A 14,956-nucleotide genomic window follows, 5' to 3' on the forward strand; every position below is an offset into this window, starting at 1 on the left:
CTCTATGAATAAACCCGTCACAGCGCTAGCTTTTGACTTTGGAACCCGCTCTATTGGCGTAGCTTACGGCCAGAGCCTTACCGGTGGAGCTCGGGAACTGGCCCCACTGCCCGCCAAAGATGGCAAGCCCAATTGGGACTCCGTCGAAGGCCTGATCAAAGAGTGGCAGCCCCACCTTTTACTGGTTGGCCTCCCCCTCAATATGGATGGCAGTGAAAGTGAATTTGGCGTGCGTGCGCGAAAATTCAGCCAGCGCCTGCACGGTCGCTATGGACTACCGGTAGAGCTTATTGACGAGCGTTTAAGCACCCGAGCCGCCAAGGAAGAGGCCAACGAACGCGGACATCGTGGCAACTACGCACAAGACCCAGTGGACTCAATAGCCGCACGGATAATTCTCGAAGACTGGCTGCGCACCAGGGGCTAGCCCCTCGGCTACAGAGAACCTCACGGCATTGCGACTCTGTTAGAATGGCCGCTTCAACCAATAAGTGATTGAGCCGCATGTCTATAGATCGTATTCGCATTGCCACCCGACAGAGTGCTTTGGCTCTGTGGCAGGCCAACTATGTCAAAGACCGCCTGCAACAGGCGCATCCCGAACTTCTTATCGAGTTACTCCCCCTCACCAGCCGGGGTGACCAGGTTTTGGACATCCCACTAACCAAAGTGGGCGGCAAAGGCCTGTTCGTTAAAGAACTGGAAGTGGCGATGCTCGAAGGCCGTGCGGACATCGCAGTTCACTCGATGAAAGATGTCCCCATGGAATTCCCCGAAGGACTTCACCTACCGATTATTTGCGAGCGTGAAGACCCCCGCGATGCCTTTGTCAGTAATCTTTATGACAGCCTCGATGACCTGCCCCAGGGAGCAGTAGTCGGCACTTCCAGCCTGCGCCGACAGTGCCAATTACTTGCCCGTCGCCCGGACCTCAAAGTCACCTTTTTACGGGGCAATGTGAATACTCGACTGGCCAAACTGGATGCCGGCGATTACGACGCTATCATCCTCGCTGCGGCCGGACTGCTGCGACTTGAAATGCCGGAACGCATCCGCAGCTTCCTGGCAACGGACATCCTGCTCCCCGCTGGCGGACAGGGAGCAGTGGGTATCGAATCGCGCCGCGATAGCGAACTGGAAGCCTTGATCCAACCGCTCCACTGTCCGGAAACCGCAGCCCGACTCAGTGCGGAGCGCGCCCTGGTTAAGCGCCTCAACGGCGGCTGCCAAGTGCCTATCGGCTGCTACGCCGAGCTGGATGGTGACACCCTGTGGCTGCGCGGACTCGTTGGCAGTCCCGATGGCAAAACCATGATACATGCCGACAATCGTGGCCCTGCCGCTGAGGGAGAGCGCCTGGGTACTGAGCTCGCGGAACAGTTACTGGCCGATGGTGCCGATAAAATCCTCGCCGCTATCTGATATGGGCGATCTCACCTCCGACCTGCTGCAGGGCAAACGTATTCTCAGTACGCGGCCAACGCAGCAGGCTGATAACTGGTGTGCGCTACTGCGCAGCCTGGGGGCCCAGGTAGATAACATCCCCATGCTCGGCATAGAGCCAATTGAGGATCAAGCTGCCATGCAGGCCTTAAAAAACTCAATCCTCGATTTCGATCAAACGGATGTCGCGATCTTTGTTTCCCAGAACGCCGTGCGCTACGGCGTAGACTGGCTTGAAGATTATTGGCCACAGTTTCCCCAGGGTCCTCGCTTTCTGGCGATCGGCGCGGCAACCGCAAGCGCCCTGGAAAAGCGCGGTATACCCTGCGAGCAAAGTGGCAATACGATGAACTCCGAGGAGTTGCTGCGCCTACCCTGGTTACAGCAGTTGGACGGGAAAAGAGTTCTTATTTTTCGCGGCTCCGGTGGCCGCCCTCTTATCGGCGACACCTTGAGTGATAGGGGTGCGCGAGTAACTTATTGCGAACTCTATCGGCGAGTGCTGCCACCGGAGGCTGCAACCTCCCTGGCTGAGTATAAATTCCAACCCGATATTATCAGTGTGCACAGCGGTGAAACACTCGATAACCTGGTTACCTGTATCCGCCAGATAAACCGCAATACACTCTTTGAAACCGCTCTTATCTGCCCGAGTATACGAGTTGCCACTCGGGCAAATGAGCTTGGTTTTGCCCATTGCTATAGCGCGCTAAATGCCGGCGATAACGCTATGCTGGAAACACTGCGTAAGGCCCTCGGCTGATTTGCTATCAAATTCTCGATCGCTTTGCGCTAAAAATCTTAAAACGGCGTTTAGCCCGCTATTAAGGCTCGCGCCACTCGTTATAATCTGACGACATTTTCCACCTGCGCCGCCATACCCATGACCGATAAAAAAGATCAAAATATAGCCGCGACCAATGAGCCCCCGGAAAACACAAAGCCTGTAAAAGGCAAAAGTAATTTCGCCAAAGCCTCAGAGGAAAAAGCCTCTACTGGTAAAGCCAGCGGCGGTGCTGCGGCCAGTAGATCCAATGGGCTGTGGTGGTGGCTACTGTTCATCATCATTTTGATTGCTGTGGCCTCACTGGCCTGGTTTAACTCTCCGCAGCTGCGCGAACACCTTGGCGCTTACCTCAACTATCTACCCGGAAAAACGGCAGCCCCGGAGAGCACCACCACTATTAGCCCTGCAACGGAAGTGCCGGCTGCCGCTGAAAACACCACCCAAGCGCCGACCTCCAATATCGCTTCGGAAACCCCTGCTGCTACCTCTGCCCCAATTGAACCCCAAACCCCCGATTATTCCGGGGAATTCAGTCAGCTGGAGCAGGCCGATGCCAATTTACGCAATCAACTAGAGCGACAAAATCGCACTATCGCCCAACTGCAACAGCAACTGGCTTCCATGCAGCGCAGTGTCACCGCGCAGGGAAACCGCTTGGGTCAGCTGGGAAATGTAAGCCGCGACGATTGGCAATTAGCTGAGGCAGATTATCTGTTGCGTCTAGCCAACCAGCGCCTGCTTCTCGAAGACGATAGTCGCGCTGCGCTGGGGCTGGTCGAGCGCGTGGACGAGATATTGCGCGATGTGGACTTACCGGATCTGTACGGGGTACGCCAACAGCTTGCCCGTGATATCACCTCACTGAAGCTGGTCCAAAACATCGATCGCCAGGGTTTATACCTCCGTCTCAGCGCCTTGGAAGAACAGCTAATCCGCACAAATATCCAACCACAATTCGATATGGCTTCGGCAGAACAACCCAGTGAAGAGCAGCCCAGCATTAAGGAGAGTGCCCCCCTGTGGAAGCGGGAGTGGCACAACTTCACCCGCTTCATGCGCGAATCGGTGCGCCCCATTGATGGAGACATCAACCCGGTAATGCTATCCCCACAGAGTGAAGCTCGCTTTCGCCAGACTCTGCGCCTTTATATGGAGCAGGCCCAACTGGCATTGCTTCGCGGCGATACCACGGTTTACAGGGACGCTCTGGATAGTGCGCGGTCGCTACTACTCAGTTATGGCACTGCCAGTCCGCAGCGCGATGCGCTGGCCCAACAACTAACGGAACTTAGCAAACAACGTATCCAGGTCGAAATGCCTGACCTCAGCGCCTCCCAGCTTGCCCTGCGCAATTATATTGAGCGTTTACACAAAACATCCGGCACCACCACACCAACTGCCTCGCAACAGGAGGAGAACCAGTGAAAAAACTGTTCTTCACCGCTCTGGTACTACTGCTGCTCGGCGCTTTTCTACCGGAGGCTATTAACAATTATCCCGGCTACTTGGTAATCGGTATTGGCGGTGAGCTGAATAAAGGCTACGAGATGAACCTCTGGTTCGCAATTTTCTCGCTGGCAGCAGCTCTAATTATCCTCTTCTTTGCCATTTGGCTGGCTCGCAGTATCTTTCGCGGATTCCGAGGTAGTGTCGACCGGCTGAGATTTGGTCGCCAGCGTGTAGCGCGCCGACGCCTGACCAGCGGCTTGGTGGAGTTTATGGAGGGCAACTGGTCCCGGGCGCGCCGTCAGCTGCTGAAGAGCGCCCCTCGATCTGAAGCCCCGCTGATCAATTATTTGGCGGCGGCGCGCAGCGCCTTTGAGCTGGGCTTTCGTGAGGAGGCCAATGAATTACTCGCCAAAGCGGAGGCCTGTGGTGAAGATACCCGCCTGGCTGTAGCCCTAAGCCAAGCTCGTATGCAGCTCCTGGATAAACATTACGAGCAGTGTATTGCCAGCCTGGAGCGCGCCAAGCAACTCGAGCCGAAACATCCTGCCCTGTTACAACTTCTCAAGCAGGCTTATTACCTTCTGGGTGACTGGAGCCGTCTTCGCGCATTTCTGCCCGAATTGGAGAAACATGCGAACATGCCCGAAGCTGAGCTGCACCAGCTTGAACTCGAGGTGTATCAACATCAGCTGACCGAAGCAGCTAATCGCAAAGATATCGATAAATTACACGATACCTGGCAAAGCCTTAGTGGCCGCTGGCAACGCAATGAAGCCCTGCGCAGTCTCTACGCACAGCAACTGCATCGGATTGGCGAAGACACAGAGGCAGAGAAGCATTTGCGCTGGCTACTCAATCGAGCTTGGGACCCCAATCTTGCCGAACTCTACGGCTGCCTGGTGGGGGCCGCCCCTGCGGCACAAATATCAGCAGCTGAAGGTTGGCTGAAAGAGTATGGGGAGAGTGCCGCACTGCTAACCTGTCTCGGACGTCTCTCAATGCGCAATGAACTTTGGGGCAAAGCGCAGCAGTATTTCGAGAAAAGCCTATTGTTGCGCCAAGATCCTGCTACCTCCGCTGAACTGGCTCGCTTATTTCAATCCCTTGGGGAAAAAGACAAAGCAGCAAAACTCTATGAGGAAGGTTTGCTACAAGCAGTCAAGGACTTGCCCCAGTTGCCTATGCCCAGCCAAGGCACTCCCCTACTGGGCGCACACGCCTGAGCCATCCCCCCTGAAAGGCCGACGGGCCTTTCAGCCCCCCCCCAATTGCGCCTATAGTGAACTCCCGTTTACCAATAAGGACACGGCTGTGACCCTCTTTGTGCGCTACATAGTTGCCTTACTTTTTACCGCCAGTGTGTTTTTTACCGGCCATGCATCTGCTGAATATTCAGTAACGCCTCAAGATAAAGCCTTAACTGATTACGAATATCCCTATCCAGTTCATCACTTTCATTTCGAACAACAGGGACAACCACTGGCAATGGCCTTTATGGATGTACCGCCTGCAGAGGGTAGAGATGCAAGAGGAACGGTACTCCTGTTGCACGGTAAGAATTTTTCGGCGGCTTATTGGAAGGAGACTATCTCCCAACTCAGTCAGCTGGGGTACCGGGTTATAGCGCCGGACCAGATCGGTTTCGGAAAATCCAGTAAACCGTTAACCCAATACACTTTTCAGGGGCTTAGCAACAATACCAAGGTTTTATTGGATAAATTGAAAATAAAAGAAGTTATGGTAGTTGGGCACTCTATGGGAGGTATGCTGGCTACCCGGTTTACCCTGATGTACCCGGAGCGAGTCAAAAAGTTAGCACTTGTAAACCCTATAGGCCTTGAAGACTGGAAGCGATGGGTTCCCTATGAACCTTTGGACCAAGCCATTGCTCGCGAGAAAAAACAAACTCCAGAATCTATCAAACGCTACATGAGTAAAGCCTACTTTTCTGAGCAGTGGCGCGAAGAATATAACCCGCTACTGGATATTCAAGCTGGCTGGGCCCTGGGACCCGATGCAGCTCATATGGCAACCGTGGATGCCCTAACCTCCGAAATGGTATTCACTCAACCGGTACTTTATGAGTTTGCCAATATCAAGGTGCCTACCCTACTGATTATAGGTACCCGAGATCGAACAGCTATTGGCCGCGCCCGCGCGCCTGAAGCTGTACAAGAAAAATTAGGCCGGTACGATCAATTAGGCAAGCGTACAGCAGCAGAAATCCCCAAAGCCGAATTAGTCGAAATGGAAGGGGTTGGACATTTACCCCAATTCGAAGCTTTTCCAACTTATATTGATGTTTTAAGTAAGTTTCTTACGGCCCCTGTTGAAAAGCCTAACCTCCAGGCTGTTCAGTAGAAACCCAATCTAGGAAACACATCATTGGCACGGAGGCTGATGTGTAGAGCATCCATTTGTTTAGAAAGTTATAGCTTGCACGCAAGGAAACTATTAGCAATCAATGATAGTGCAAATGGCGATTTAACATTCAATAAGTCGCCGCTTGCAGACTTTCTACGAGAATTTATTTCGTTTTTAAACAGCCCAGGGCAAGTCCACAAAAAGTAGCATGGCAAAATAAGTAATTACCCCTTGTAAAAGGGCAATTAGAATAGCCTTTAAAAAACCCGTACCAAGTACCAGCATATAGGCAATAGCAGCCAGGGGAATTGTCATTAAAATTCCAGCGCTATCCGTCACACCCGGCAACATGCCGCCAACAATTCTTTGAATAATTAGGGCCAACAGCAAAGCGAAAAGACAATAAAATACACCCGTATTTTTCGCCCCCAACATGGCAGCTGCTAACTTCAGAGGCAGAACAAGAACTGCCACCATAATAATTACAAAAATAATTAATTCCATTTGTTACCTCTCCATTTAATTTTAGTTATTTACTCACTTCCAACTTCTACCGTTTCCCAACCCCAGGAATTAGATATCCACTTGTTTTCAATGCAGCATGTCGTCATACGCAAAAAACACAACCCGGGCATAGCGCGCACTGTCACCCCATGCCAATAAGCTGGCAGCAGTATGCAAATTCAGTCGCGAATCATACTTATATAAACCAAAACCACAATAAAGTTCACAAATAAAAAAGCTGGCGCGAATTTCGCTCCAGCTTTGAGAAATAATACATCTAAACTATCAGTTAATAACGATTTGGCAGCTTATTTACGTACCAAGGTCAGGGATGAGGGTAACTGCTGCCCGTTCTTCAAGTAAGTCTCTTCCCTCTGTAACTTGCCGTTACCTAGCCAGGTAAAAGAAAGGCTATCCAGACGACTCTTACTGTCCAAAGTAAAATTAGTTACATCCTTGAAAGAGAATGCCAAAGTATCTTCAGCACTATTTTTTTGCCAGCTTAACCTGGGCTGATTACCCTGGGGGCAATAGTGCGTCACTATTAAATTATCGTTATCCAAGTGGTAGGCCGTCAGGGAATGTTGGCGCCCGTTATAGAGCCAACTTTCCAGTACTACGCTTCCCCCAGCTGTATCGGCAAAACTAATAACAAAATCGTCATTTTTTGCCCCTTCCTCTCTCCACTCTCCAGCTAGCCCTTTGATCTTCTCAAAAATTGCCTCTGCACCATTACCCTGGCTGGCAATCACAGGCTGAAATATTGCTATCCCAAAAAATAGAATTATTAGTTTTGATAAATTCCCTATCATATTCCCATCCAGCTTTAGAAAAATACACAAATAGAAAGACCCTCCTTAATATAAAAATTTCAGGAATGGTCATCCTACAGTTGTTTTTATATTTTCATGAGGCGAATAGCAATACGCTTCATCGCATTAGCCGATTTAATATCCATGTCTCTGTTCATCAAGATAATAAAGCCATCCTTACTTTCTGGCTCAAAATACATAGCTACAAATACGCCCAGGTCAGTTCCCATGTGTCCAGTAAGGCCATTGCGATCGCGCCAAAAGAAGCGCTGCGAATCTGATACAGACAACGGTAATTGCAGACGAAACATTTCCTGATACATAACATCTGATAAGATCTGAGTTCCAGATTTATCCCGATTATTAAGCAGCGCTAGCAAGAAATTGCTGAGGTCAGCAATGCTTACACGAACACCACCGTCGGGATATTGCGGATTACCACTGTGTACATACGGATGAAATTGCTTGTACTCAAAAGGAGGATCAATAAATCGACCAATTAAATAGTTCATCTTCTCTGCTTCACTATCTACACACAGACCGATATATGGTACACATTGCTCTACTTTGTAGGGAACTGCGATAGAGCTCAGATCTACTCCATTGAGTCTCCAATTGGCAGTCTCCATATCCAGGCTGTGAAATAAAGTATCCCGGCTATAGTTGGCGAGAGATTGGCCGGTTACTGACTCAACCAATAACCCAGCTAAACCGGCAGAAAGATTACTGTATTGTCTGTGCTCCCCGGGGTTATTTGTCAGATAATAATCCCCACTACCGTACAGCCTTTCCCCTTTAACCAGCAGGGAGCGTAGATGTTGCTCCAAACTGATAGAGGGATCACGATTTTCAGTGTAAGTGGCGTAGTCAAAATAATCTTTAATTGCTGCAGAGTGACTCGCCAGATGTCTCAGTGTAATTTTTTCCCCTTCTATATGTGGATTGTCGACCTTAAATGGTAAATAGCTATTAATATCCTCATCCAACGCCAATTTACCATCATCGACCAATTGCAATAGTGTTACACCCATAATCGGCTTACTTATCGAGGCAATATTAAATAACGTATCCTGAGTAACTGGTTTGCCGGCCTCTATATCGGCCATCCCGTACACTTGCTGAAGCGCAAGTTCACCCTCTTTTATTCTGGCAACGGCTATTCCGGGTATGGCTGCCTCATGCATAACGGCAGGAATAAATTCTTCGATATTATCAATTCTGGCACTTTGCTCCTGCTCACTTGGTACAACTAGCAAAAATATGAAAATACCTAGCGATATCAGGCCCACTAAATAAATTTTCCTCATTAAAGCAATCCTTATAGTTAATTCAGGCGCACGGTCGAGCCCGTACCTGACTGCGACGCCAGCAGCAAAAGCTATAGATGCAAAGAAGGAAGAAAAATAAAGAGTGACCGCTAAGCGGTCACTGTACTGAGCGCCACCAAGGGCGCTTATTCGGACGGGAGTACTGAAAATATATCGCTGTGCTTACTCGAGGCCCAGTTTAGACCAAATTTCATCAACCTTTTTAACCACATTCGGGTCGCGCTCAATAGGTACACCCCACTCGCGACTAGTTTCACCTTCCCATTTATTAGTCGCATCAAAACCTATTTTTGAGCCTAAACCGGAGACCGGTGAAGCAAAATCCAAATAATCAATCGGAGTATTTTCTACCATCACCGTATCCCGCGCCGGGTCCATACGCGTGGTCATCGCCCAGATTACATCTTTCCAATCCCTGGCATTGACGTCTTCGTCAGCGACAATAACAAATTTGGTATACATAAACTGACGAAGGAAAGACCAGACCCCCATCATTACCCGCTTGGCGTGACCCGCATACTGCTTCTTCATGGTGACCACGGCGAGACGGTAAGAGCATCCCTCCGGCGGCAAATAAAAATCGACAATTTCAGGAAATTGCTTTTGTAGGATTGGCACAAAAACCTCGTTTAAAGCCTCGCCTAAAATCGCAGGTTCATCCGGTGGGCGCCCGGTATAAGTGCTGTGGTAAATGGGGTTTTTACGGTGCGTAACCTTCTCTACCGTAAACACAGGGAAGCTGTCCACTTCGTTGTAGTAACCGGTGTGGTCCCCATAGGGCCCCTCATCAGCCATATCATCGGGATAGATAAAGCCTTCCAGAACATATTCGGCACTGGCAGGCACCTGAAGATCACTGAGTAAGGCATCGGTCACTTCTGTCTTATCCCCCCGCAGCAGGCCGGCAAAGGCATACTCAGACAAAGTATCCGGCACTGGGGTAACGGCCCCCAGAATTGTGGCGGGATCGGCACCCAGGGCAACAGCTACCGGATAAGGTTCACCGGGATGCTTCTTGCACCAGTCCCGATAATCCAGCGCCCCCCCGCGATGACTGAGCCAACGCATAATCAGGCGGTTCTTTCCGATTAATTGCATCCGGTATATGCCCAGATTTTGCCGTTTCTTCTCAGGCCCTCGGGTAATTACTAAGGGCCAAGTGACCAGCGGAGCGGCATCTCCCGGCCAGCAGGTTTGGATTGGCAGCTGATGCAGATCAACCTGATCCCTCTCAAGGACTACCTGTTGGCAAGCTGCACCCTTTACGACTTTTGGCCCCATATTCAGGACCTGCTTAAAGACCGGCAACTTCTCCCAGGCATCGCGGAGATTTTCCGGTGGCTGCGGCTCCTTGAGAAAAGCCAGCAGTTCTCCCACTTCACGCAGTTCGGCAACACTCTCTCTTCCCATCCCTAGGGCGACTCGCTCTGGTGTTCCAAAAAGATTGGCAAGAACTGGGGTCTCAAAGCCTACCGGGTTCTCAAACAACAATGCAGGCCCTTCAGCTCGCAATACGCGATCGGAAATTTCTGTCATTTCCAAAATGGGGTCAACAGGGTGCTTGATTCGTTTTAGTAGGCCGCGCTTTTCCAGCAACTTAATAAAGTCGCGTAGATCTTTATATTTCATGGGCTAACAAGGCGTGACTATAAACCAGAGCGCAGTGTAAAACAGAAGGCGCAGGATGGGTAACAACACACCAATTGGAATGAAGAGAGAGGCGGGAGGGAGTCGCGGCTCGCAAGCCTAGGCTGCGAGCCGCGGAAATAATAAGCTTTTTACAGCTTAGAAGCGGGGGCGACGCGGACGATCTTCGCGAGGCTTAGCTTCGTTAACGCGGATGTTACGGCCAGACAGCGGTTGGTCGTTCATCTCTTCGATAGCTTTGCGCGCTTCATCGTCGTTAGGCATTTCTACGAAACCGAAGCCTTTAGAGCGGCCAGTCTCACGGTCGGTGATAACAGTAGCCCGAGAGATCTCTCCGAATGCACCAAAAGCTTCGTGCAGGTCGTCAGAGGTTACCGCGTAGGCCAGATTTCCAATATAGATATTCACAAAAGGTTCTCACTAGGTGTGTGGGCTGTCGTGCAGTCACAAATGGATAACCAGCTCCACCAGATTAACCATTTGAGATTGGCCCTTTGCGGAGAAATAAACCCCTGGGCCAATTCAGTAAGGCGCGTTGCCTAAAATCCATATCAAGCGCCACAATGTGGAACTTTATATGCCTATTGGCTCGCCTTTTCAACAGTAATAGACGCAATTAATCGTCTTATTCTGCTCCTAATAAATAAAGAGCGCCTTTTCAGGCGCTACTTTATATACAAAAATTATTTCCGTTTCATGGATAGGAAGAATTCGTCATTTGTCTTGAAATCTTTCAATTTATCCACTAGGAATTCAGTCGATGCAACATCTTCCATATCGTGTAACAGCTTACGCAAAATCCACACTCGCTGCAGCTCGCCCTCAGGCATTAACAGCTCTTCCCGGCGAGTGCCGGATCTGCGCACATTAATGGCCGGATATACGCGTTTTTCAGCAATTTTGCGATCCAGCTGCAATTCCATATTACCGGTACCTTTAAATTCCTCGAAAATCACTTCGTCCATTTTCGAGCCGGTATCGATAAGTGCAGTAGCAATAATAGACAGACTTCCGCCTTCTTCAATATTTCGCGCTGCCCCAAAGAAGCGCTTCGGGCGCTCTAAGGCGTGAGCATCAACACCACCGGTTAATACTTTACCGGAGCTAGGAACTGTTGTGTTGTAAGCGCGAGCCAGGCGGGTGATAGAGTCGAGCAAGATAACCACATCTTTCTTGTGCTCAACCAGGCGCTTGGCTTTTTCAATTACCATTTCCGCAACTTGTACGTGACGTGCCGGCGGCTCATCAAAAGTAGAGGCAACAACTTCACCGCGCACGGAGCGCTGCATTTCTGTCACTTCCTCAGGACGCTCGTCAATCAGCAGTACGATCAAATGGCACTCTGGATTATTGCGTGTAATGGCCTGTGCCATATTTTGCAACATAATCGTTTTACCGGCCTTCGGCGGCGCAACAATCAAGCCGCGCTGGCCTTTCCCGATTGGAGCTACAAGATCAATAATACGACCAATCAGGTCTTCGGAGGAGCCGTTTCCGCACTCGAGGGTGAGGCGATCGTTGGGGAATAGAGGAGTGAGGTTTTCGAAAAGAATTTTGTTACGTGCGTTTTCCGGTTTGTCAAAATTAATTTCGTTAACTTTTAATAAGGCAAAATATCTTTCACCTTCTTTCGGTGGGCGAATCTTTCCGGAAATTGAGTCACCCGTACGTAAATTAAATCGGCGAATCTGACTTGGAGATACATATATATCATCCGGTCCCGCAAGATAAGAGGAGTCAGCAGAACGCAAAAATCCAAAACCATCTTGAAGGATTTCTAATACGCCGTCGCCATAAATATCTTCACCGCTTTTGGCGTGGCGCTTGAGGATATTGAAAATAATATCCTGCTTGCGCGAACGGGCCAGGTTTTCAAGGCCCATGCCTTTGGCTATTTCAATCAACTCTTCAATGGGTTTGGTTTTTAATTCGGAGAGATTCATACCAATTGCTTATTAATGTTTCTGTTGTCATATGGCGCGGACACGCCTGAAATTTTGAGGAGGGGTTTGATATTAGAGATTAGCTCGTTTATTTACCCGATACACCTAGGTACCTTTTCCTACCAAGACCACAGTACTCAGTAAACTTTTGCTCTCCATAATCAATTTATGGAGCATTATCAGAACAAGTTCAACTCGAGGAGTATACGCGCCGGGGATGGTCAGGGACCCTGTGGAGGGGCGTTTTGTCAGCTCGTCTCATTTAATTCAAGACCGCTGAACTATTTCAGAATTACAGCCAGTATAACGGGTGTTTCCAATCCTGCAAAGAAATTTACCCCCTTTGCAGGATGGAAACGACAGTCTTACAGCTGACCGTCGATAAACTCAGTCAGCTGCGCGCGGGACAGTGCGCCGACTTTAGTACCTTCGACATTGCCGCCTTTGAACAGCAGCAGCGTGGGGATACCACGGACATTATATTTGGCCGGGCTCTCTTTATTCGCATCAACGTCTACTTTTACGATCTTCAACTTATCGCCGTAGTGGCTTGCCAGGTCTTCCAGCACTGGAGCGATCATCTTGCACGGACCGCACCACTGTGCCCAAAAATCTACCAACACCGGGCCTTCAGCTTTGAGAACTTCTGCTTCGAATTCAGCGTCAGATACGTTGACGATTGAGTGCTCGCTCATATTGCATTCCTGTTCTTTAGTTACTCGATGCGTGGGCACCGCCAACGCATCTTCTCACGGTCACAGCGGTGGTTATACAGCTGCGATGCACCATTGCCCTCAAAATTGGGGCGCAAAATGGGATTTCAAGTCTTTCCTGCCACAGACTTACGCCTGCTCCAGGAAGCGCTGCAAAATCTCATCGATATAGTCAAAGCCAAAAGCCGTGGCAGCAATCCGCTTATCGAGACACTCTACAAGCTCCATTGCCATCAGGGTAGGCCATTGTTTTTGCAGCTCGGACATCGGCAACCCGGTGTAGCGGGTAAAAGTATCACTGGGAACACCATCCGCCAGGCGAAGGGCATTCATAAGAAACTCCAGTGGCAAATCCTCATTCTCAACCCTGTCAGTATGGGGTTCAGACAAGGCACTGTGCAGCAGCTCGGGATGTTGCCTGGCGATAGACAAGTAGTCCCTCGGAGTGCGTGTGCGACGACTGCGCAGAATTTGCCCAGTTTCAGCTAGGGTTACCTTGCCATGAGCACCGGCACCAATCCCTAGGTAGTCTCCAAATGACCAGTAATTAATATTATGGCGGGATTCAAGTTCGGGTTTGCTATAAGCCGACACCTCGTAACGACGATAGCCCTCGGACGCCAGTAGTTCGCGTCCGCTGCCCTGCATACTGGCAATCAGCTGGGAGCCGGGGGTGACTGGTGGCGCACTGTAGAATGCGGTATTTGGCTCAATCGTTAATTGGTACCAAGAAATATGCTCTGGAGCCAAGGAAATTGCTCGGCGCAAATCGCCAAGGGCTTCCACCTCGGTCTGATTGGGCAATCCGTGCATCAGGTCGAGGTTAATATTGTCAAAGCCCGCGCGACGCGCCATCGCCAGGGCACCTTCGGCCTCTTCTCCGCTGTGAATACGTCCCAACTGCTGTAGCTGATTGGAATCGAAGCTTTGCACTCCAATAGAAAGACGGTTAACTCCAGCAGATCGATAGCCAGTGAACTTGGCTTGCTCAAAAGTGCCGGGGTTGGCCTCCAGGGTTATCTCGATCCCCTCAGCAAAACCCACCACCTGCTCAGCAGCCTCCAGGATCTGCCCAATTGCTTGGGGGGAGAACAGGCTCGGCGTACCACCACCAAAAAAGATGGATTGCAATTTTCGCCCCTGCACCCAAGGCAACTGGCTGATCAGATCCTGGCGCAACTGCGCCACGTACTCGGATTCCGGTAGGGCGTAGTCGGAATTAGCCCGGTCTCTATCAGCCTGGTGGGAGTTGAAATCACAGTAGGGACATTTGCGCACACACCAGGGGATATGGATATACAGGCTCAGCGGTGGCAGCTGTAATTCAGCAATCTGATCAGGCAAGGTCGGCACCCTGCATATTTTGCTGCCATAAAAGCTCAAATTGAGACATAGCCTGGGCCCTGTGGCTCAGTCGATTCTTCAAGTCTCTCGGCAGTTCAGCGGAGGTCATTCCCTCAGATTCAACAAAAAACAGCGGGTCATAACCAAAACCCTGCTCTCCCGCCGGCTCCCGCAAAATTGTCCCGCTCCACTTTGCACTAGATACCAAAGGCACCGGGTCATCCCATTGCCGCACAAAAGCCAGCGCGCAGTGGAAACTGGCAGTGCGATTCTTAGATTCAACATCAACCATGGCCTCCAATAACTTCGCATTGTTTTTTTCATCAGTCGCCCCGACACCTGAGTAGCGTGCAGAGTAAATTCCCGGCGCACCACTCAATGCATCCACCGACAGCCCGGAGTCATCGGCTAATGCCGGCAGGCCACTGATACGGCTGGCGTGGCGGGCCTTAATCAAAGCATTCTCAATAAAGCTCAATCCGGTCTCATCAGCGTCACTTACCCCAAAGTCAGATTGAGGAAGAACCTGTATATCCCATGAGGCGAACAGCTGTGAAAACTCACGAAGTTTGCCGGCATTACCGCTGGCAAGAACAATTTTATTTACCATATTGCTTCAAAC

The 14,956-nt window shown here is 50.2% G+C and carries 15 protein-coding genes; 6 read left to right on the forward strand and 9 right to left on the reverse strand.

Annotation, left to right across the window (positions count from 1 at the left end; translation table 11 throughout):
• The first annotated feature begins 4 nt into the window (after nt 1–4).
• The 6 genes from ruvX to ACJJIN_RS16610 all read left to right on the forward strand — a co-directional run bounded on the left by ruvX (nt 5) and on the right by ACJJIN_RS16610 (nt 6,040).
• Nucleotides 5–427 (forward strand): Holliday junction resolvase RuvX, encoded by a 423-nt coding sequence (gene ruvX, locus ACJJIN_RS16585; protein WP_413664071.1) that lies wholly within the window; start codon nt 5–7, stop codon nt 425–427.
• A gap of 77 nt (nt 428–504) precedes the next feature.
• Nucleotides 505–1,422, forward strand: coding sequence for a hydroxymethylbilane synthase (gene hemC, locus ACJJIN_RS16590; protein WP_444895456.1), 918 nt, complete (start codon nt 505–507; stop codon nt 1,420–1,422).
• Between the two features lies 1 nt (nt 1,423).
• Entirely contained in the window at nt 1,424–2,206 is a 783-nt protein-coding gene (locus ACJJIN_RS16595) for a uroporphyrinogen-III synthase (protein WP_444895457.1), read from the forward strand.
• A gap of 120 nt (nt 2,207–2,326) precedes the next feature.
• Nucleotides 2,327–3,655 (forward strand): uroporphyrinogen-III C-methyltransferase, encoded by a 1,329-nt coding sequence (locus ACJJIN_RS16600; protein ID WP_444895458.1) that lies wholly within the window; start codon nt 2,327–2,329, stop codon nt 3,653–3,655.
• Entirely contained in the window at nt 3,652–4,902 is a 1,251-nt protein-coding gene (locus tag ACJJIN_RS16605) for a heme biosynthesis HemY N-terminal domain-containing protein (protein WP_444895459.1), read from the forward strand. The genes ACJJIN_RS16600 and ACJJIN_RS16605 overlap by 4 nt, the downstream gene beginning before the upstream one ends.
• 88 nt (nt 4,903–4,990) lie before the next feature.
• Nucleotides 4,991–6,040, forward strand: a complete 1,050-nt coding sequence (locus ACJJIN_RS16610; protein ID WP_444895460.1) for an alpha/beta fold hydrolase — start codon at nt 4,991–4,993, stop codon at nt 6,038–6,040.
• Between the two features lie 177 nt (nt 6,041–6,217).
• On the opposite strand, the gene ACJJIN_RS16615 is transcribed toward ACJJIN_RS16610, so the two are convergent.
• From ACJJIN_RS16615 to rdgB, 9 genes are all read right to left on the reverse strand, one after another.
• A complete protein-coding gene (locus ACJJIN_RS16615) occupies nt 6,218–6,547 on the reverse strand; it encodes a hypothetical protein (RefSeq protein WP_444895461.1) in 330 nt (109 codons plus the stop codon).
• 308 nt (nt 6,548–6,855) lie between these two features.
• Nucleotides 6,856–7,359, reverse strand: a complete 504-nt coding sequence (locus ACJJIN_RS16620; RefSeq protein WP_444895462.1) for a hypothetical protein — start codon at nt 7,357–7,359, stop codon at nt 6,856–6,858.
• Nucleotides 7,360–7,445: 86 nt separating this feature from the next.
• Nucleotides 7,446–8,666 (reverse strand): serine hydrolase domain-containing protein, encoded by a 1,221-nt coding sequence (locus tag ACJJIN_RS16625; protein WP_444895463.1) that lies wholly within the window; start codon nt 8,664–8,666, stop codon nt 7,446–7,448.
• A gap of 183 nt (nt 8,667–8,849) precedes the next feature.
• A complete protein-coding gene (gene ubiD, locus ACJJIN_RS16630) occupies nt 8,850–10,316 on the reverse strand; it encodes a 4-hydroxy-3-polyprenylbenzoate decarboxylase (protein WP_444895464.1) in 1,467 nt (488 codons plus the stop codon).
• A gap of 156 nt (nt 10,317–10,472) precedes the next feature.
• Nucleotides 10,473–10,742 carry an RNA-binding regulator gene (gene rbp / locus ACJJIN_RS16635; protein ID WP_020413665.1) on the reverse strand — a complete coding sequence of 90 codons (270 nt, stop codon included), beginning with the start codon at nt 10,740–10,742 and terminating at the stop codon, nt 10,473–10,475.
• 275 nt (nt 10,743–11,017) lie between these two features.
• Complete coding sequence (gene rho, locus ACJJIN_RS16640; RefSeq protein WP_108731406.1) at nt 11,018–12,277, reverse strand: transcription termination factor Rho; 1,260 nt, start codon at nt 12,275–12,277, stop codon at nt 11,018–11,020.
• A 365-nt stretch (nt 12,278–12,642) separates the two neighbouring features.
• The gene (gene trxA, locus ACJJIN_RS16645; protein WP_444895465.1) at nt 12,643–12,972 is read right to left on the reverse strand and encodes a thioredoxin TrxA; all 330 of its coding nucleotides are present in this window, start codon (nt 12,970–12,972) and stop codon (nt 12,643–12,645) included.
• Nucleotides 12,973–13,119: 147 nt separating this feature from the next.
• Nucleotides 13,120–14,334 (reverse strand): radical SAM family heme chaperone HemW, encoded by a 1,215-nt coding sequence (gene hemW / locus ACJJIN_RS16650; protein ID WP_444895466.1) that lies wholly within the window; start codon nt 14,332–14,334, stop codon nt 13,120–13,122.
• Nucleotides 14,327–14,944 (reverse strand): RdgB/HAM1 family non-canonical purine NTP pyrophosphatase, encoded by a 618-nt coding sequence (rdgB, locus tag ACJJIN_RS16655; protein ID WP_444895467.1) that lies wholly within the window; start codon nt 14,942–14,944, stop codon nt 14,327–14,329. The genes hemW and rdgB overlap by 8 nt, the downstream gene beginning before the upstream one ends.
• Nucleotides 14,945–14,956: the final 12 nt, after the last annotated feature.

It is taken from the genome of Microbulbifer maximicatervae (SeqCode), from assembly GCF_052467505.1.

What these genes read in the sequence shown, in the direction of transcription:
- ruvX (WP_413664071.1), top strand. Translation starts at nt 5, where the DNA reads ATGAATAAACCCGTCACAGCGCTAGCTTTTGACTTTGGAACCCGCTCT.
- hemC (WP_444895456.1), top strand. Translation starts at nt 505, where the DNA reads ATGTCTATAGATCGTATTCGCATTGCCACCCGACAGAGTGCTTTGGCT.
- ACJJIN_RS16595 (WP_444895457.1), top strand. Translation starts at nt 1,424, where the DNA reads ATGGGCGATCTCACCTCCGACCTGCTGCAGGGCAAACGTATTCTCAGT.
- ACJJIN_RS16600 (WP_444895458.1), top strand. Translation starts at nt 2,327, where the DNA reads ATGACCGATAAAAAAGATCAAAATATAGCCGCGACCAATGAGCCCCCG.
- ACJJIN_RS16615 (WP_444895461.1), bottom strand. Translation starts at nt 6,547, where the DNA reads ATGGAATTAATTATTTTTGTAATTATTATGGTGGCAGTTCTTGTTCTG.
- ACJJIN_RS16620 (WP_444895462.1), bottom strand. Translation starts at nt 7,359, where the DNA reads ATGATAGGGAATTTATCAAAACTAATAATTCTATTTTTTGGGATAGCA.
- ACJJIN_RS16625 (WP_444895463.1), bottom strand. Translation starts at nt 8,666, where the DNA reads ATGAGGAAAATTTATTTAGTGGGCCTGATATCGCTAGGTATTTTCATA.
- ubiD (WP_444895464.1), bottom strand. Translation starts at nt 10,316, where the DNA reads ATGAAATATAAAGATCTACGCGACTTTATTAAGTTGCTGGAAAAGCGC.
- rho (WP_108731406.1), bottom strand. Translation starts at nt 12,277, where the DNA reads ATGAATCTCTCCGAATTAAAAACCAAACCCATTGAAGAGTTGATTGAA.
- trxA (WP_444895465.1), bottom strand. Translation starts at nt 12,972, where the DNA reads ATGAGCGAGCACTCAATCGTCAACGTATCTGACGCTGAATTCGAAGCA.
- rdgB (WP_444895467.1), bottom strand. Translation starts at nt 14,944, where the DNA reads ATGGTAAATAAAATTGTTCTTGCCAGCGGTAATGCCGGCAAACTTCGT.